This is a genomic window from Nocardia sp. bgisy118 (assembly GCF_057708605.1).
Genome location: NZ_JBYISM010000005.1, coordinates 270,231 through 287,436 on the forward strand (window position 1 = coordinate 270,231; position 17,206 = coordinate 287,436).

General features: G+C 69.6%; 17 protein-coding genes and 1 pseudogene. 13 read left to right on the forward strand and 5 right to left on the reverse strand.

All coding sequences use genetic code 11. The annotated features are described in order from the left end of the window. Positions 1-45 precede the first annotated feature (45 nt). The 6 genes from AC3EO7_RS08845 (at position 46) to AC3EO7_RS08870 (ending at position 5,016) form a co-directional block, all read left to right on the forward strand. Positions 46-960: an ACP S-malonyltransferase gene (locus AC3EO7_RS08845; RefSeq protein WP_431963104.1), complete on the forward strand. Its 915-nt coding sequence runs from the start codon at positions 46-48 to the stop codon at positions 958-960. Between the two features lie 126 nt (positions 961-1,086). Further along, on the forward strand, positions 1,087-1,386 hold the full coding sequence (acpM, locus tag AC3EO7_RS08850; protein ID WP_014982996.1) for a meromycolate extension acyl carrier protein AcpM: 300 nt from the start codon (positions 1,087-1,089) through the stop codon (positions 1,384-1,386). A 10-nt stretch (positions 1,387-1,396) separates the two neighbouring features. After that, a complete protein-coding gene (locus AC3EO7_RS08855) occupies positions 1,397-2,647 on the forward strand; it encodes a KasA/KasB family beta-ketoacyl-ACP synthase (protein ID WP_357454036.1) in 1,251 nt (416 codons plus the stop codon). 122 nt (positions 2,648-2,769) lie between these two features. Continuing rightward, a complete protein-coding gene (locus AC3EO7_RS08860; protein WP_431963108.1) occupies positions 2,770-4,203 on the forward strand; it encodes an acyl-CoA carboxylase subunit beta in 1,434 nt (477 codons plus the stop codon). A 71-nt stretch (positions 4,204-4,274) separates the two neighbouring features. Beyond that, positions 4,275-4,505: a hypothetical protein gene (locus AC3EO7_RS08865; RefSeq protein ID WP_431963110.1), complete on the forward strand. Its 231-nt coding sequence runs from the start codon at positions 4,275-4,277 to the stop codon at positions 4,503-4,505. Positions 4,506-4,548: 43 nt separating this feature from the next. Continuing rightward, the gene (locus tag AC3EO7_RS08870; protein ID WP_431963112.1) at positions 4,549-5,016 is read left to right on the forward strand and encodes a winged helix-turn-helix transcriptional regulator; all 468 of its coding nucleotides are present in this window, start codon (positions 4,549-4,551) and stop codon (positions 5,014-5,016) included. Positions 5,017-5,053: 37 nt separating this feature from the next. On the opposite strand, the gene AC3EO7_RS08875 is transcribed toward AC3EO7_RS08870, so the two are convergent. Beyond that, entirely contained in the window at positions 5,054-5,749 is a 696-nt protein-coding gene (locus AC3EO7_RS08875; RefSeq protein WP_431963114.1) for a nitroreductase, read from the reverse strand. 232 nt (positions 5,750-5,981) lie between these two features. On the opposite strand from AC3EO7_RS08875, the gene AC3EO7_RS08880 reads away from it, so the two are divergent. The 4 genes and pseudogenes from AC3EO7_RS08880 to AC3EO7_RS08895 all read left to right on the forward strand — a co-directional run. Then, complete coding sequence (locus tag AC3EO7_RS08880; RefSeq protein WP_435590942.1) at positions 5,982-6,332, forward strand: hypothetical protein; 351 nt, start codon at positions 5,982-5,984, stop codon at positions 6,330-6,332. 692 nt (positions 6,333-7,024) lie between these two features. Then, positions 7,025-7,900, forward strand: coding sequence for an SGNH/GDSL hydrolase family protein (locus tag AC3EO7_RS08885; protein WP_435590943.1), 876 nt, complete (start codon positions 7,025-7,027; stop codon positions 7,898-7,900). Positions 7,901-8,043: 143 nt separating this feature from the next. Beyond that, entirely contained in the window at positions 8,044-9,366 is a 1,323-nt protein-coding gene (locus AC3EO7_RS08890; RefSeq protein WP_431963120.1) for an acyltransferase family protein, read from the forward strand. An 18-nt stretch (positions 9,367-9,384) separates the two neighbouring features. Beyond that, positions 9,385-9,945: pseudogene (locus tag AC3EO7_RS08895) on the forward strand (Eco57I restriction-modification methylase domain-containing protein); the annotation flags it as partial. Between the two features lie 1,644 nt (positions 9,946-11,589). Here the strand turns inward: AC3EO7_RS08895 and AC3EO7_RS08900 are convergent. Continuing rightward, positions 11,590-12,207, reverse strand: a complete 618-nt coding sequence (locus tag AC3EO7_RS08900; RefSeq protein ID WP_435590944.1) for a TetR/AcrR family transcriptional regulator — start codon at positions 12,205-12,207, stop codon at positions 11,590-11,592. A gap of 290 nt (positions 12,208-12,497) precedes the next feature. On the opposite strand from AC3EO7_RS08900, the gene AC3EO7_RS08905 reads away from it, so the two are divergent. Further along, positions 12,498-13,307 carry an SDR family NAD(P)-dependent oxidoreductase gene (locus AC3EO7_RS08905; protein WP_431963124.1) on the forward strand — a complete coding sequence of 270 codons (810 nt, stop codon included), beginning with the start codon at positions 12,498-12,500 and terminating at the stop codon, positions 13,305-13,307. Between the two features lie 30 nt (positions 13,308-13,337). Here AC3EO7_RS08905 and AC3EO7_RS08910 read toward each other — a convergent pair whose 3' ends face one another. The 3 genes from AC3EO7_RS08910 to AC3EO7_RS08920 all read right to left on the reverse strand — a co-directional run bounded on the left by AC3EO7_RS08910 (position 13,338) and on the right by AC3EO7_RS08920 (position 15,161). After that, positions 13,338-13,502, reverse strand: coding sequence for a hypothetical protein (locus AC3EO7_RS08910; protein WP_431963126.1), 165 nt, complete (start codon positions 13,500-13,502; stop codon positions 13,338-13,340). 150 nt (positions 13,503-13,652) lie between these two features. Beyond that, entirely contained in the window at positions 13,653-14,168 is a 516-nt protein-coding gene (locus AC3EO7_RS08915) for a gamma carbonic anhydrase family protein (RefSeq protein WP_068057335.1), read from the reverse strand. Between the two features lie 45 nt (positions 14,169-14,213). Next, positions 14,214-15,161: a GlxA family transcriptional regulator gene (locus tag AC3EO7_RS08920; protein ID WP_431963128.1), complete on the reverse strand. Its 948-nt coding sequence runs from the start codon at positions 15,159-15,161 to the stop codon at positions 14,214-14,216. A gap of 71 nt (positions 15,162-15,232) precedes the next feature. Here AC3EO7_RS08920 and AC3EO7_RS08925 point away from each other — a divergent pair, with 71 nt between their 5' ends. Beyond that, the gene (locus AC3EO7_RS08925) at positions 15,233-16,000 is read left to right on the forward strand and encodes an MBL fold metallo-hydrolase (RefSeq protein WP_435590945.1); all 768 of its coding nucleotides are present in this window, start codon (positions 15,233-15,235) and stop codon (positions 15,998-16,000) included. Between the two features lie 60 nt (positions 16,001-16,060). Then, complete coding sequence (gene ald / locus AC3EO7_RS08930) at positions 16,061-17,176, forward strand: alanine dehydrogenase (protein ID WP_431963132.1); 1,116 nt, start codon at positions 16,061-16,063, stop codon at positions 17,174-17,176. Positions 17,177-17,206 lie beyond the last annotated feature (30 nt).

Below are 17,206 nucleotides of genomic sequence, written 5' to 3' on the forward strand. Positions count from 1 at the left end.
CGCCGACATCTCGTGCGGCGGGGCTCACAGTGTTTTCTTAGAAGCGTGATCGCGTTGTTCGCCCCTGGACAGGGGTCCCAGACACCCGGCATGCTCGCGCCTTGGCTCGACCTTCCCGGCGCGAATGATCGCCTCGCCCAGTGGTCCAAGGCTTCCGGTCTCGACTTGGTTCGTCTCGGCACCATCGCGACGGCCGAAGAGATCGTCGACACCGCGGTGACCCAGCCGCTGGTGGTCGCCGCCGCGCTGCTGGCCTACTCCGAAATCGACCAGGATTCGCTTCCGGCCGCTACGATCATCGCCGGACATTCGGTCGGCGAGTTCGCCGCCGCCGCGGTCGCGGGCGTGATCAGCCCCGACGAGGCGGTCGGTCTCGCCGCTATCCGCGGCGCGGAGATGGCCAAGGCGTGCGCGCTGGAGCCGACCGGAATGTCCGCGGTACTCGGCGGCGACGAAGCCGCCGTCCTGGCGCGACTCGCGGAACTGGACCTCGTTCCGGCCAACCGCAACGCGGTGGGCCAGATCGTGGCCGCGGGCAAGCTGGACGCCCTCGCGGAGCTCGCCGCGAATCCGCCGGAAAAGGCGCGGGTTCGGGCGCTGCCCGTGGCGGGCGCCTTCCACACCGCGTTCATGGCTCCGGCCCAGGACGCGGTGGCGGAGGCCATCGCCAAGATCACGCCCAACGATCCGACCCGGGTGCTGCTGTCGAACTTCGACGGGCAGCCGGTGGCCTCGGGTCAGGACGCGATCGACAAGCTCGCCGCGCAGGTCACCCGACCCGTGCGCTGGGATCTGTGCACCGAGACCGTCCGGCAGGCCGGCGTCTCGGCGGTGGCGGAGCTGCCACCGGCCGGAACACTGGTCGGCATCGCGAAGCGGGAGCTGAAGGGCACGCCGACACTGGCGCTGAAAACCCCCGAAGACCTCCCCGCGTTGGCCGAACTGACGACCTCCGGCTAGCTTTCTCCGCGACCGTGCATCGAAATAATGCAAGGTCGTGACCGAACCAACGGTAACTACCGGAGTGCTCGGCCCGAAAAACAAAAAGAAGAAGCCCTACAAAGTAATCAAGAAGGGAGCCACCAAGTGGCCGCTCTGACCCAGGAACAAATCGTCGAGGAACTCGGCAAGATCATCGAAGAGGTTACGGGTATCGAGCCCTCCGAAGTGACGATCGAGAAGTCTTTCGTCGATGACCTGGACATCGACTCGCTGTCCATGGTCGAAATCGCTGTGCAGACCGAGGACAAGTACGGTGTGAAGATCCCGGACGAGGATCTGGCCAGCTTGAAGACGGTCGGCGACGCTGTCGCCTACATCCAGAAGCTCGAGGCCGAGAACGCTGACGCGGCCGCGGAGCTCAAGGCCAAGTTCGACGCCGAGTAGGGCCGAAAAAGTGACCACTCCTTCCACCTTGAACGGGAATTTCCCCAACGTCGTCGTAACGAGCCTGGCGGCGACCACGTCGATCGCGGGCGACGTCGATGCGACGTGGAAGGGACTCCTCAACGGCGAGAGCGGCATCGACGTTCTCGAGGATTCCTTCGTCGAGGAATACGACCTGCCGGTCCGCATCGGCGGCCACCTGAAGGTCAACCCCGACACCCTGCTGAGCAGGGTCGAGATCCGTCGCATGGCCTATGTCGAGCGACTCGCGACTGTCCTCGGTCGCGAGGTGTGGAAGAACGCGGGCAGCCCGGAGGTCGACCTCGACCGTCTGGGTGTGGCGATCGGCACCGGTCTCGGTGGCGGCGACGCGCTCATCGACTCGGTCGACAAGCTGAAGAACGGCGGCTATCGCAAGATTTCGCCGCTCGCTGTTCAGATGGTCATGCCGAACGGCCCGTCGGCCTGTGTCGGACTCGAGCTGAAGGCCCGGGCAGGAGTGGTCACTCCGGTCTCGGCGTGCTCGTCCGGATCGGAAGCCATCGCCAACGCGTGGCGGATGATCGTGATGGGTGACGCCGACATGGTCGTCACCGGCGGCGTCGAGGGTTTCATCGACTCGGTGCCGATCGCGGCGTTCTCCATGATGCGCGCGATGAGCACGCGCAACGACGACCCCAAGGGTGCGTCGCGTCCGTTCGACAAGGACCGTGACGGCTTCGTCTTCGGCGAGGCCGGTGCGCTGATGACCCTCGAGACCGAGGAGCACGCCAAGGCGCGCGGTGCCACGATCCACGCCCGTCTGCTCGGCGCAGGCATCACCTCGGACGGCTTCCACCTGGTCGCCCCCGATCCCGAGGGCACCGGCGCCGCCCGCGCGATGACCCGCGCGATGCAGACCGCCGGCCTGTCCAAGCAGGACATCACCCACATCAACGCGCACGCCACCGCGACGCCGATCGGCGACACCGCGGAAGCGAACGCGATCAACAAGGCCGTCGGCAACCACCCGTCGGTGTACGCGCCCAAGTCGGCACTGGGCCACTCGATCGGCGCCGTCGGCGCGCTCGAGTCCGTGCTGACCGTGCTCAGCATCCGGGACGGCATCGTCCCGCCGACGCTGAACCTGGAGAACCAGGATCCCGAGGTCGACCTCGACGTGGTGAAGGGCGAAGCCCGCCGCCAGGAGATCGAGTACGCGATCAACAACTCCTTTGGTTTCGGTGGGCACAATGTCGCGCTCGCCTTCGGTCGCGCATAGCCGCACGACTGACTGCAACAACGATCCCCGGTGGGGTCGGCCAGCAGGACTGGCCGACCTCACCGGCGGTTCGCCATACGCAGCCGCAGTAGCGGCACTCTTTTGATTGAGGAGAAGACGCGATGACAATCGTGGCTCCCGCGTTTCAACCAGAAACCGCGACCGATCCGCGTGACCCGCTGGGCCGGCTCCAGCGTTTCTTCGATCCCGGCACCGTTCTCCCACTACACCCGCGCGACAAGTCCGGTGTCCTCGCCGCCATCGGCGAAGTGGACGGCGTCCGCACCGTGGCTTACTGCTCCGACGCGACCGTCATGGGCGGCGCGATGGGCGTCGAGGGGTGCAAGCACATCGTCGACGCGATCGACACCGCCATCGATTCCGGTGTTCCGGTCGTCGGCCTCTGGCACTCCGGCGGCGCCCGGCTCGCCGAGGGCGTCGAGGCGCTGCACGCGGTCGGCCTGGTCTTCGAGGCCATGGTCCGCGCGTCCGGTCTCGTCCCCCAGATTTCCGTGGTGCTCGGCTTCGCCGCAGGTGGCGCCGCCTACGGCCCCGCCCTCACCGACATCGTGATCATGGCCCCCGAGGGCCGGGTCTTCGTCACCGGCCCCGACGTGGTGCGCAGTGTGACCGGCGAGCAGGTCGACATGGCGACCCTCGGCGGCCCGGAGACCCACGGCAAGAAGTCCGGCGTGTGCCACATCGTCGCCGATGACGAGGCCGACGCCATGCACCGCGCCCGCCGACTGGTGTCGATGTTCGCCGAGCAGGGTGAGTTCGACCTCGGCGCCGCCGCGCACGGTGACGTCGACCTGAAGGCGATGCTGCCGGAATCCGCCAAGCGCGCCTACGACGTCAAGCCGGTCGTGCACGAGCTGCTCGACAACGTCGACGGCGAATCCACCTTCGAGGAGCTGCAGGCCGGATACGCCCGCAGCATGGTGGTGGGTCTCGGCCGCCTCGGCGGACGCACCGTCGGCGTGCTGGCCAACAACCCGCTGCGCCTCGGTGGCTGCCTGAACTCCGAGAGCGCCGAGAAGGCGGCTCGGTTCGTGCGGCTGTGCGACGCGTTCGGCATCCCGCTGATCGTCGTCACCGACGTGCCCGGCTACCTGCCTGGTGTCGGTCAGGAGTGGGAGGGCGTGGTGCGCCGCGGCGCGAAGCTGCTGCACGCCTTCGCCGAGGCCCGCGTGCCGCGGGTCACCCTGGTCACCCGCAAGATCTACGGCGGCGCCTACATCGCCATGAACGCCCGTTCGCTGGGCGCGACCGCGGTGTACGCCTGGCCGGGTTCCGAGGTGGCCGTGATGGGCGCCAAGGCCGCGGTCGGCATCCTGCACAAGAAGGCACTCGCCGCCGCTCCCGAGGAGGAGCGCGAGGCGCTGCACGAGCGGCTCACCGCCGAGCACGAGAAGATCGCGGGCGGCGTCGAGCGCGCCATCGCGATCGGCGTGGTGGACGAGGTCATCGACCCGGCCAAGACGCGCAGTGTCATCGCCGCCGCGCTGGCCGCCGCGCCCGCGCGCAAGAGTCACCACAAGAACATCCCGCTGTGATGTGAGGACTCCGCGTGGGCCCCGGGAATCTTCCCGGGGCCCACGCTTTTTCCGTCCGAAGGAGATTCGCTGTGCCGGAACGCTACGAGGTCGGCAAGGTGCACAGCTGCGAGTTCTGCGGCACCGAGGAGCAGATACTCGGCGCCTGCTCCGACGTCGCGGACGCGCGGTCGCTCGCCGAACAGGACGCGCGCCGGACGCTGGAGTGGCGCCGTGTGCTCGAGGCGGAGCCGTGGCCGTTGCGCGCCGATCCGGAGGACGGGCATTTCGAGTACGTCATCCATCGGCGCGAAGACGTGTGAGAGACCCGGCCGCGGGAAGAGCGGCGCTGGGTAGCATCGAAGGGTGCGTTACGAGGATCTTGCCGACGAGCCGTGTTCCATCACGCGGCCGCTGGTGGTTCTCGGTGATCGGTGGACGCTGGTCATCCTCAAGTACGCGTTCTCCGGAATTCGCCGGTTCAACGCCTTCCAGAGCGCGCTCGGCATTTCCCGCAGCAGGTTGCAGGACCGGCTGGACCGGTTGATCGAGCACGGCATTCTGGTGAAGCGTCCGGCGGCGGTCGGCGCGCACGAGGAGTATCGGCTCACCCAGAAGGGGCACGACATCTATCCGATCCTGATGGCGATCCGGGATTGGGGCGATGCCTACATGGCGCCGGACGGGCCGCCGGTGCACTACGGTCATCGCGAATGCACCGGCGAGGCGCACGTCCGGCTCGAATGCGACGTCTGCGAAAGCGAGCTCACCGCCCGCGATGTCAGCCCCGAACCGGGGCAGGGGCTGACCGGGGCGGACCGCCAGGTCGGCTGATTACTCCGTGAGAAGTATTGTCGCGGTGCGGATTTGATCAGTCGGTGAACCAGGCGGCGACCTGGTCGGTCTGCTCGCGGCTGGTGCGGAAGCCGTTCACCGGGTGGTCGGTGTCGGGGTAGCCGAACGAGATGGCTGCCACCACGCGGCGGTTCTCGGTGAGCCCGAAATACTCGCGCAGAAAAGGGGAGTAGGAGGCGAGGGCCGCCTGCGGTGCGGCGGCGAGACCGAGGCTCTGGGCGGCGAGCAAGAACGTGCCGAGGTAGAGGCCGCAGTCGACGGCGCCGTAGACGCCGAGATCGGCCTCGGTGCTGACGATCGCGACATGCGGCGCGTCGAAGAGTTCGAAATTGCGCATCGCCTGGCGCATGGTGCCCGCCTGATCGCCCTTGACGATGCCGACGCTCTCGTACAGTTGCAGCCCGCACTCGCGCCTGCGGTCACGGTAGATCCCGGCGTACTGCCCCGGGAACGCGAAATCCGGTTCGGGCGCGGCACTTTGGACGTGTTCGAGCAGCTCTTTGCGGAACCGATCGGTGGCCGCGCCCTCGGTGACCGCGACCTGCCACGGCTGGGTGTTGCACCAGGAGGGGGTGCGCTGAGCCGCGCGCAGCAGCGCCTCGATGGTGGGCCGCGGGACCTGGTCGGAGCGGAACTGCCTGCAGGTCCAGCGCTCATCGAGGATTCGGGTCAAGGTCTCGAACGCGTCGGTGGGCGCAGTGGTCGGGCTCATGGACCGGCCTCCTTCATTTCGGTTCCATTTCGAGACTGAATGCTAGCCGCTGTGGTCTTTTTTTGTAACCGGCGAACTGGGCGACCGGGCGGTGGCGGGTTGGCGAGACCTCGAAATTGGGGGCGCGCTGGACTCGGGAGTTTGCGCGAAACGGGCGGTTTCGTTGGTGCCGACTTGTAGTCTCCGGCTGAAGTGAAATATGCATGCTCCTGATTTGAGAACGGAAACGACCATGAAGCGTTGTCTCGCGACCGCCCTCGCCAGCGGTGTGGTGCTACTCGGTGCGGCAGGCTGCGGCGGCGAGACGGAGACGCACGTCGACCACGCCCCCGCGAGCACCGCTCCGGCGGCGACCAACACTGTTCAGGAGAGCGCTCCGGCCCCCGTTCCGACCGCAGAGTCGACTCCCGAGGTGCAGGCCCCGGCACCTGAACCCGCGCCCGCCGCGGAACCCGCACCCGCGCAGCAAGTCCCGCAGCAGGCTCCGGCCCCGAAGCCCGCACCGGTGCAGCAACCCGCGCCCGCGCCGCAACCCGCCCCGACACTCACCGCACCCGGCTTCGAACCCCGGGCCGGTTACTGACGGCGGCTCCGATGACACCGTTTCGAAACAGCGTCCGCCGCAGATGGTTCGGCGCGACCGCGCTGGTACTCACCGCTGCGGTCGCGTCGTCCGCCACCGCAGGTAGCGGGATCGCTTTCGCTGGGTTCGAGTCCGCCGGAGCCGCGTTCGCTGTGTCCGCACCCGGCACGGCAGCGGCTGCTCGTTCGGTGGCTGCGCTCGCTACTTCCGGGGAGACTGCTCCCGGCGTGGTCGGCACCGCTATGCCCGCCCGCGCGGTCGCTGCCGTCGGGACCGCGCCTGCGCTGACCCGTCACGCCGCGGCCGCCCGTGCGGTTGCGGGCATTGCCAAGGTCGCTCCCGCTGTCGGCTACGTCGAGGCCACGCCTGGCGTTGCGCCTGGCGTTGCGCGCGTTGCGCCTGGCGTTGCCGTGTCCTCCGTGGTCGATCCCGCCGCGTTCGTCCGAACTGCGTCCGACGCCGCCGAGGCTTTGCCCGCCGTATCGGTCGGCACTGTGCCGGCCGTATCAGTCGGCACTGTGCCCGCCGTTTTCGACCCCTCTCGGGCTGCGCCTTCTGCCGGGGTCGCGGCTGTTGGGACCGCACCCGTCGCAACTGGCTCCGCAGGGGCGGCACCGGCTCCGATCGATTCCAGCGAAGCTGCGCCCGTCGGGGCCGTGCCTGCCGTGGTCGACTCCGTGGGAGCCGCGCCTGTGGCGGTCGATTCCGACGGAGCCGCTCGGGTGGTGGCCGACCCCGTCGCCGGGAGCCCCGCAGCGGGCAAGGCGTTGGTCGTGCTCGGGGATTCGTTCACCGCCAACGGGTTTCGCTGGGATGCCAAATCCGAGGAGTGTCTGCGGGGGCCGAGTTCGTGGCCGATCCAATTGAGCGGGTTGATGGGTGTGGCGGGGACCGAGGACTTTCTCGATGTCTCGTGCTCCGGTGCTTCGATCGATACCGGGCCCGGCTACACCCTCTCGCACGAGGCGATCGAGGCGGACAAGGTCGGTGCCTTCGGGCCCGAGACCCGGTTGATCGCGCTGCAATTCGGGCTCAACGACGAGTGGGGCGCGTCCGAGACCACCATGTGGACCTCGCTGCTGCCCTGCGTGTTCAACCACACCGATGGTTGCGGGCTGGAGGCCGCCGAGCAGGGCAGGATCACCGACTATCGGGGCGTGTCCGGGGCGCGCTTCGCCGAACGGATGCGGGCGGTGATCGAGTACCTGCGCTACTTCGCCTCGAACGCGCGCATTGTGCTGGTCGGCTATCCGGAGTTGTTCCCGGCGGGCCAGGACACGGCGTGCGTGAACGTGCTCGGCATCGGCCAGTACGTGCAGCCGCGGGGCCGCGCGGTGGTCGAATACCTCGACCGTCTCGACGCCGCGCAGCGGGAAGCGGCCGGATTGCTCGGCATCGAGTTCTTCGACACCAGGGCGCTGACCGCCGGACACGGACTGTGCTCGCCCGACCCGTGGGTGAACGGTGCGCTGGATCCGCGCGCCGATCTGATCGGATTGCCGTTCCATCCGTCGGCGCACGGTGACGCGGTGGTCGCGCGCGCGATGCATGAACGGGTCGGCCGATGACCGCGCAGCGGGAGTCGCACGTCGATACGTCCGGGAACCGCACTCGCACAGGGGTTTCGGTCGGCGCGAGGTTTACGCTCCGATCGACCGGTAGCTTGCCGGTTGAGGCGGGCCCTACTGGTAGCGAGCCGAGTACGTCGGCTGTGAGCAAGTCGGTAGGTAACTGGTCGACCGAAAGCCCGGCGGAGAACGGCTCGGCGAGACTGCCCGAGCCCAGCTCGGCCGACGCGACGCGCACCCGCCCGGCCCTGCCCTCGCTGACCGGCGCGCGCTGGTGGGCGGCGTTCGCGGTGTTCCTGCTGCACGCCTTGGTATTCCTGCCGGTGTACCCGTTCCAGAAATCGGAGCTGTTCCGGCACCTGCATCAGGCGATGCCGATGCAGCTCGGGGCGGCGGGCGTGACGTTCTTCTTCGTGCTGTCCGGGTTCATCATCTACTGGTCGTTCCGGCCGGGGAGTTCGGTGCGGCGGTTCTATCGGCGGCGGGTGCTGAAGATCTATCCCACGCACCTGGTGGCCGCCGTCGCGTTCGTTCTGGTGGCGAGCGTGCCGCTGACCCGGCCGGTGGTGTGGGCCCCGGACCTCGCGCTGGTGCACACCTGGGTGCCGAAGTGGTCGACGGTGGGCGGACTGAACGTGCCGTCCTGGTCGCTGGGTGCGGAAATGCTGTTCTACCTGTGCTTCCCCTTGGCGCTGCCGCTGGTGCGGCGGGTGCGTCCCGAGCGGGTGCTCTGGGTGATGGCCGGACTGCTGCTGGCGATCGTCGCGCTGCACGCCGCCTACTTCCTCTGGGTGCCCGGCCCCAAAGGCATCGAGAACGCCTTCGCCCCTCGGCTGGTACCGGGTGAGGCGTCACCGTTCTTCGAATTGCACGCCTCGCCCGCGTGGTTCGCGCAGCCGGATATCCCGGTCGCACAGTCCTATTGGCTCAGTTATATCTTCCCGCTCTCGCGGCTGCCCGAATTCTTCCTCGGGGTGTTGGCCGCCCGGCTGGTGCTCGAGGGCCGCTGGCGCAATACCCGGCTGTCGCCGCCGCTGCTCGCGCTCGCGGTGGCGTACGCGGCGACCTGGGTCGTCCCGGTGAACTTCAAGATGTCGGCGCTGTTGCTGGCGCCGATGACCGCGGTGGTGGCGACGCTGGCGGCCCGGGATCTGGCCGGCATCCGCGGCCTCAACGCCTCGACACGGATGGTGTGGTTCGGCAATATCTCCTTCGCCTTCTATCTGATCCAGTTCCCGGTGATGGTGCTGGTGACGAGGCTGCTCATCGGCGGACGCCAGTTCGGGCCGGTCGGCTGGCTCGGCTTCGCCGCGCTGTGCCTGGTGCTCTCGACCGCGGCCGCGGCGGCCATTTACCACGGGGTGGACGCGCCGCTGATGCGCAGGTTCGCCGGGCGACACGCGGGCGAGCGATCCCGGGCGACGCGCGCGCCGGTTCCCGCCATCGGCCCGCCCGCGGCGTCCTGACGAGGCACAATCCCAACCATGGGTTCGCATACCCACGAGCGCAAACGGCATGGGCGGCACTACACCCCGCCCGCGCTGGCGCGGTTCCTCGCGCGGCGGCTGCTCGCGCACGCCCCGCGTCCCGGCCACAGGGGAGTGCTGCGCGTGCTCGACCCGGCGTGCGGCGACGGAGAACTCCTGCTCGCCCTGCACCGGGAAGCCGCGGCGCACCTGCCCGGCGTCCGGCTCCGGCTGACGGGGTACGACCTCGACGAGTCCGGGCTCGCCGCGGCACGGACGCGGGCGGCGGCGGAGCACATCGAGGTCGACTGGCACGCGGGCGACTTCCTCGCCGACGCCGCGGACCTCGCGGACGGCTCCTTCGACGCGATCATCACCAACCCGCCCTACGTGCGCACTCAGCAGCTCGGCGGCGACACCGCGCGGCTGCTCAGCAGGCAGTACGGGCTGCGTGGTCGCATCGATCTCACCCACCCCTTCGTCGCGGTGGCGCCGCGGCTGCTGACCACGGGCGGCGCGCTCGGTCTGTTGTGCGCCAACCGATTCCTGACGACCAAGGCGGGTGCGAACATTCGCAGCATCCTGCTCGGCGAACTGTCACCGGTCGAGCTGTACGACCTCGGCGACACCAAGCTCTTCGCGGCCGCGGTGCTGCCCGCCGTCACCATCGCCACCCGCGGCGGCCGCGGCGCGGTGTGCCGCCACGTCTCGGCCTACGAGGTGCCGATCGATGAATCACTCTGCTCCGGAAACCTTTTCGACGCGCTGGTTGCGGATTCCGGTTCGCTCGTCCGGCACAACGGACGGACCTTCGCCGTCGAGGTCGGCACCCTCTCGACAGGTGTGCCTGCAAGCCCCGCCCTCCGGCCCGCGAGCGCCGCCGAGCCCGCGCCCGGCCGAGACGAAGGCGCGAGTACGCCGAGTGGGCGTAGCTGGACGGAATCCGTCGGCAGCGACGTGTACGGCGGGAGCGAAGACGCAGGTGCGCCTGGTGGGCGCGGCGGGGCGGAGTCCGTCGACAGTGGCGTGTACGGCGGGAGCGAAGACGCAGGTGCGCCGGGTTGGCGTGGCCGGACGGAGTCCGTCGATGGCCGCGCGCATGGCCGGACCGAAGCCGGAGCTACGTCGAGCAGACGTAGCCGGACTGAGTCCGTCGACAGCAGCGCACACGGCCGGAGCGAAGCTGGAGGTACGTCGAGTGGACGTGGCCGGGCAGAGCGTGTCGACAGTGACGCGCACGGCCGGAGCGAAGCTGGAGGTGCGTCAGGTGGGCGTGGCCGGACGGAGTCCGTCGATAGTCCCGCGCACGGCCGGAGCGAAGCCGGAGCTACACCGAGTGGACGTAGCCGGACCGAGTCCGACGACGCCCGCGCGCACCGCCGGAGCGAAGGCGGAGGTGCGCACACCGCGTGGCGGATGTCGCGACCGAGCGTTGACGCCTGGCTGAACCGCGTCGGCGCGGGCACCTGGCGGAGTTTCGGCGAGGTGGCCCGCATTCGGGTCGGCATCAAGACGACCGCCGACCGGGTGTTCATCTCCGACCGCTGGGACCAGGCGCGTCCGTGCCCGGAGCCGGAGTTGCTGTTGGAGCTGATCACCCACCACGATCTGGCGCCGTGGCGGATCGAGCGGGCCGCCGACACCAGGGTGCTCTATCCCTACGACACCGCCGCGCCGCGCCGGGTTCCGGTGGACCTGCGCGAATTCCCCCGCGCCGCCGCGTATCTGCGCCGCCACCGGTCGACGCTGGCCGCGCGCAAGTACGTCACCGAGAGCGGTCGCGAATGGTTCGAGATCTGGGTGCCGCAGCGGCCGAATCTGTGGCGGGTGCCGAAACTGGTGTTCCCCGATATCAGCGAGCGGCCGCGTTTCGCGCTGGACCGATCGGGCGCGGTGGTGAACGGGGATTGCTATTGGATCTCGCTGGACGACCTCGGCGGCGACACCGAACGGGCGCAGCGCCTGGCGTATCTGTTGATGGGCGTGGCCAATTCGGCGCTGGGACTGCGCTACTACGACGCGGTGTGCGGTAACCGCCTGTACTCGGGGCGGCGGCGGTGGATCACCCAGTACGTGTCCCGGCTGCCGCTGCCCGACCCGGACCGCCCGGCGTCCGCGGAGATCGCGGCGCTGATCGCCCAGCTGGTCGACGGCGACCACACGCCCGACGACGCCGCGCGGCACCGCCTCGACGAGCTGGTGGACGCGGCGTTCGGGCTGGGCTCAGGCGGAAGCGCGGACGCCGACCATCGGCAGCAGGGTGCGCCGGGCGAACGCGCGACCGGCCTCGGCGTCGCCGAGCGGGATGAGCCCGTCGGGGGTCAGCGCCAGGGAGAGCGCGAGCCGGGCCATGATCTCGGCGACCAGATCGGCGTCGAAGCCGGCGTCCCCGGCGCGTAGTTCGCGCAGCTTCTCCGCCAGGTAGCCACGGCCGACCGCAAGGATCGGACCGCCCTCGGTGGTGAGCCGGGGCAGGATCAGGTCGGGCTCGGTGCGCAGCAGCCTGCGCAGCAACTCGTTGCCCGCGATCGCCGTGATGAAGGCGACGAAGATCTCCACCAGCTGGTTCTCGGTGCCCTCGACGGTCTGCACCCGCTTGTCGATCTCGGCGACGAAGCGCTGCGCCTCCCGCACGCTCACCGCCTCGACCAGGTCGTTCTTGGATTCGTAGCGCCGGTAGAGGGTCGCGGGACTGATGCCGGCCCGGCGCGCGATCTCGCCCATGCTGGTGCGCTTGATCCCGAAGTCCAGGAACGCCGAGAGGGCGCTTTCCAAGAGTTTCTCGCCTTCGCCGACGGGCTTGTCGAGAATGCGCTGGAGCATGGACGGGACGGTGGGCATCGGATCTCCAGTCGTTGGCGCGGAAGCCGGTCCGCAGTGGCGCCGCGACGGTGCGGGTGATGGACGTTCATTATTTCATCCGCGCGTGAGCCGGCGGTCGGAGATCACGGAAGCTGGGAAACAGCGCATGATGGAAACTCGCACCCTCTCGGCATGCTCGGGTGACGAGTCGCGGCGCGCGTCGGAGCGAGCGGCACGGCGAATCCGGTAACCGATCTTTCCCGGGCGGCTCCGTTGTGGCTAACCTGGTCGGGTGCCCGAGTCGGGCGTGGGGTGAAAGGGGTTGGACCGTGGGGTATTTCGCCGATCGGGTGGTGGTCGTCACCGGAGCGGGCTCGGGGATCGGGCGAGAACTGGCGCTGGCGCTGGCCCAGCGCGGCGCGCGGCTCGCGCTTTCGGACAAATCCGACCACGCCGTGGCGACGACGGGGAAGCTCTGTGCCGCAGTCGGCTTCACGCCGACGGTGACCGTCCTCGACGTGACCGACCGGGACGCGGTGCTGGCCCATGCCGAGCGGACCGCCGCGCGCTACGGGCGGGTGGAGGCGCTGTTCAACAATGCGGGAATCCTGCACGTCGGCGGGGTGGCGGAATCCCCGTTCGAGCACTTCGAGCAGGTCATGGACGTCGACTTCTGGGGAGTCGTCAACGGCACCAAGGCCTTTCTGCCGTACCTGCGGGCGGCCGAGCGCGCCAACGTGGTCAACGTGTCCTCGGCGTACGGCTTGGCCGCGGTGGCCGGGCACGGACCGTACAGCTCGGCCAAGTTCGCGGTGCGCGGCTTCACCGAATCACTGCGCCAGGACATGCGTGCCGCGGGCGGGCGGGTGCGGGTGACCGGCGTCTATCCCGGCGGGGTGCTCACCACCATCGCGCGCACGGCGCAGTTCGCGCCCGGCATCGATGGCGCGGCGGTGGCCAGGCGCTTCGAGGACCAGGTCGCGCGCACCAGTCCCGAGGCCGCGGCACGCACCATCCTGCGCGGTGCGGCGCGCGGGCACGCGAAGGTGCTCGTGGGGCTGGATGCGATGGTGGTCGATCTGGTCACCCGGTTCGCCGGGCCGTATCACGAGCGCGTGCTCGACCTGGTCATGCGCTGAGTTCGATCAGGCGCTGAGACCGCGCCACGGTCATTGCCGGGGCAGGTCCAGGTCCGCCATTTCCTTTTCGATCGCGTTCGCGGCGAAATCGACACCGCGGGAACGCAATTCGTGAACGCGACGCTGGAGCGCCTCGATCCCGCCCGGTTGGGCCGCGATGTCGGCTACGCTGACCCGCCGCTTCGGTCGGTGCATACTCGAGTCCCGGTACGACACCGTGATACCTCCTGCCTGTGACGCATCATGCTCGCCGTCCGCGCGGTCTCTCCGAGCCGCGGGACGCCGGTCATGCAGGCAAAATGCTATCAGTCGTTTGTGCTGGACATTTGATCAGTGTGCTACGTATCACACCACTTTCGCGCTGCGGTGATTGGCCATGTTGTGTAGGTAGACCGCGCCGTTGAGCCGGATACCGTCCTGCTCGGCCTCGCTCAATTCGCGTCGCACCTTGCCGGGCACCCCGGCCACCAAGGAGCCGGGCGGGATCTGCGCGCCCTCGGGAATCAGGGCGTTGGCCGCGATCAAGCTGCCCGCGCCGATCACCGCGCCGTTGAGCACCGTGGCGCCCATGCCGACGAGCACATCGTCGCCGATGCTGCACCCGTGCAGAATCGCGTTGTGCCCCACCGACACTCCGCTGCCGACGGTCAGCGGGAAACCGGGGTCGGCGTGCAGCACGCAGCCGTCCTGGATGTTGGTGCGCGCGCCGACGGTGATCTGTTCCAGGTCGCCGCGCAGCACCGCGCTGTACCACACGCTCACCTCGGCGCTCAGCGTCACGCGCCCGATCACCGTCGCGTTCGGGGCGAGCCACGCGCTCTCATCGATCTCCGGCGCGAAACCGCCGACCTCAATCCTCATGATGGCAACGTAGCCGCGCCGCGCCGGTCCGTGCGCGCGGGGGCGTCAGCTCGCCGCGCGGAAGAGCGCGCGGTGCGCGGCGGGACTGGTGCCGAGGAGACGCCGGAAGTGGTGGCGCAGGCTCACCGCGGTGCCGAAACCGGTGTCGGCGGCGATCCGGTCCACGGTGTCGTCGGTGGACTCGAGCAGCAGCCTGGCGCGGTCGGCGCGCTGATGCAGCAACCACTGCTGCGGACTGCTTCCGGTGCGTTCCCGGAACCGGCGGGTGAAGGTCCGCCTGGCCATCACCGCGACCGCGGCCCACGCGTCCAGATCGATCGGATCGCCGAGATGGGTACGCGCCCAGACCATGGCGCGCTCGATCGGATCGTCCTCGGCGTGGTCGGGCACGGCCACCGGGATGTACTGCGCCTGCGACCCGCTGCGGTGCGGTGCGGTGACCAGCGCCCTGGCCAGCTCGGTGGCGGCGCGGCTGCCGTGGTCTTCGCGGAACAGGTGCAGGCAGCAGTCCAGCGCCGCCGCGACGCCCGCGGAAGTGATGACATCGCCGAGATCGGACCACAGCGTATCGGCGCGCACCCGCACCGACGGATAGGCGCTGGCCAAGTCGTCGGCCGTCGACCAGTGCGTGGTGATCTCCCTGCCGTCGACGAGACCGCTGGCCGCGATGGCCCAGGCGCCGAGGCACAGGCCGACGATCCTGGCGCCGCGCGCGTGCGCCTGCCCGAGTGCGTCGCGCAGGTCGTCGGAGATCCCGGCGCCGCGCGTCCAGCTCGGCACCACGACGGTGTCGGCGTGCTCGAAGGCGGCGAGGTCGTCGGCGACGTGGATGTCGAAACCGGCGGGGGTGCGCAGGGTTCCGGGACGTTCGGCGCAGACCCGCACCGCGTACGGCGCGTTCCCGCCCGCCCCGACCCGGCCGAAGACCAGGCCGGGCACGGAGAGGTGGAAGGGGCTGATCCCGTCGTAAGCCAGGACGGTCACCGTATGCATGGCCCGATATTAGCGATAGGCGGCTCGCGGGCCACTGTTCGCATGATCTCGCAGCGGCGACGATCGACGTCATGAGCGAAACGATCGAACGCACCGCCTTGGAAGTCCTGCACATCGGCGGCCCCACTGTCCGCTTCCGCTACGGCGGCAGCACCTGGCTGACCGATCCCACCTTCGACGAACCCGGCGACTACCCGGGCCCGATCACCTTGCACAAGCTGACCGGCCCCGCGGTGCCGGTCGAGGAGGTCGGTGCGATCGACGTCGTGCTGCTCTCGCACGATCAGCACGCCGACAACCTGGACACCACGGGCCGCGCTCTCCTCACCACCGTCGGCACGGTGTTCTCCACGACCGACGCCGCCGAGCGGTTGAACGGCGTTCGGGGACTGCGCGAGTGGGAGCGCGTCCAGGTCGGCGCGGTGACCGTCACCGCGGTGCCCGCGCTGCACGGGCCGGAGGGGTGCGAGCCGTTCAGCGGAGCGGTCACGGGTTTCGTGCTGGAGGCCGCGGGGGAGCCGACGGTGTACGTGTCCGGTGACAACGCCTCGGTGGAACTGGTCGCCGAGATCGCCGGGCGGTTCGAGCGGATCGATATCGCGTTGCTGAACGTCGGAGCGGGGAATGTGGGACGGTTCGGCGACGTCGACGTGACGTTGAACGCCAGGACCGCGGTGCAAGCCGCCGAGGCGCTCGGCGAGGCGATCATCGTGCCGGTGCACGCGGAAGGGTGGGCGCACTTCACCGAGACGTTGGATCACCTGACCCGCGTTTTCGACTACGCGGGACTGACCGATCGGCTGCGCATTCCGCCCATGGGGCAGGCCGTCGCCGTCTGAAGTTCACCGGGTGTGCGCGCCGTCGTGGCGAACCGTCGGCGGGTGGGCCACGATGGCGATATGAGGATCGGAGTGCCACGGGAGGTCAAGGAGCAGGAATTCCGCGTCGCGCTGACACCCGCGGGCGCCGGGGAACTGGTGCGGCAGGGGCACCGGGTGCTGATCGAGTCGGGCGCGGGTGACGGGTCGGGATTCGCCGATCGTCACTACGCCGACGCGGGGGTCACCCTGGTGGACGGCCCCGACGGCGTGTGGGCGGACGCCGAGCTGGTGCTGAAGGTGAAAGAGCCGATCGCGGAGGAGTACCCGCGGATGCACCGCGACCAGGTGCTGTTCACCTACCTGCACCTGGCCGCCTCGCGGGACTGCACCGAGGCCGTCCTGAAATCCGGCATCACCGCCATCGCCTATGAGATGGTGCGGGCGGCCGACGGCTCATTGCCGCTGCTCGCGCCGATGAGCGAGGTCGCGGGCAGGCTCGGTCCGCAGGTCGGCGCCTACCACCTGATGGCGCCGCTCGGCGGGTGCGGCGTGCTGCTCGGCGGGGTGCCCGGCGTGCGGCCCGCCGACGTGGTGGTGCTCGGCGGCGGCGTGGCGGGAACGAACGCGGCGACCATGGCGGCGGGCATGGGCGCGCGGGTCAGCGTGCTCGACACCAACCTCGCGAAGCTGCGCGAACTGGACGCGCGGTTCCAGGGGCGGGTCACCACCGTGGCCTCCAATGCCGCCGAGGTCGAGCGCGCGGTGCTCGCGGCCGACCTGGTCATCGGGTCGGTGCTGGTGCCGGGTGCGCGGGCGCCGAAACTGGTCACCGAGGAGATGGTCGCGGCGATGCGGCCCGGCTCGGTGCTGGTCGACATCGCTATCGACCAGGGTGGTTGTTTCGCCGGTTCGCGACCGACCACGCACGCGAATCCGACCTTCCGCGTCGCGAATTCGCTGTACTACTGCGTGGCGAACATGCCGGGCGCGGTCCCGCACACCGCCACCGTCGCCCTCACCAACGCCACGCTGCCGTACGTGCGCGCCATCGCCGACCACGGGTGGCGCGACGCCTGCCTCACTCACCCTGACCTCGCGCAGGGGCTGACCGCGGATCGCGGACGATTGCTTTCCGCCGAGGTCGCCGCCGCCCACGGCTACCCGCTCGCCGAGTCGGTCGGGCTCGCCGGTTGATCGGCGCGGCGGTGGGGTAGCCGCCACCAC

Bases quoted from the DNA above. Each gene is read 5' to 3' on its own strand.
- AC3EO7_RS08860 (WP_431963108.1), top strand. From the start codon at position 2,770: ATGACAATCGTGGCTCCCGCGTTTCAACCAGAAACCGCGACCGATCCG.
- AC3EO7_RS08875 (WP_431963114.1), bottom strand. From the start codon at position 5,749: ATGAGCCCGACCACTGCGCCCACCGACGCGTTCGAGACCTTGACCCGA.
- AC3EO7_RS08880 (WP_435590942.1), top strand. From the start codon at position 5,982: ATGAAGCGTTGTCTCGCGACCGCCCTCGCCAGCGGTGTGGTGCTACTC.
- AC3EO7_RS08900 (WP_435590944.1), bottom strand. From the start codon at position 12,207: ATGCCCACCGTCCCGTCCATGCTCCAGCGCATTCTCGACAAGCCCGTC.
- AC3EO7_RS08910 (WP_431963126.1), bottom strand. From the start codon at position 13,502: ATGCACCGACCGAAGCGGCGGGTCAGCGTAGCCGACATCGCGGCCCAA.
- AC3EO7_RS08915 (WP_068057335.1), bottom strand. From the start codon at position 14,168: ATGAGGATTGAGGTCGGCGGTTTCGCGCCGGAGATCGATGAGAGCGCG.
- AC3EO7_RS08920 (WP_431963128.1), bottom strand. From the start codon at position 15,161: ATGCATACGGTGACCGTCCTGGCTTACGACGGGATCAGCCCCTTCCAC.
- AC3EO7_RS08925 (WP_435590945.1), top strand. From the start codon at position 15,233: ATGAGCGAAACGATCGAACGCACCGCCTTGGAAGTCCTGCACATCGGC.
- ald (WP_431963132.1), top strand. From the start codon at position 16,061: ATGAGGATCGGAGTGCCACGGGAGGTCAAGGAGCAGGAATTCCGCGTC.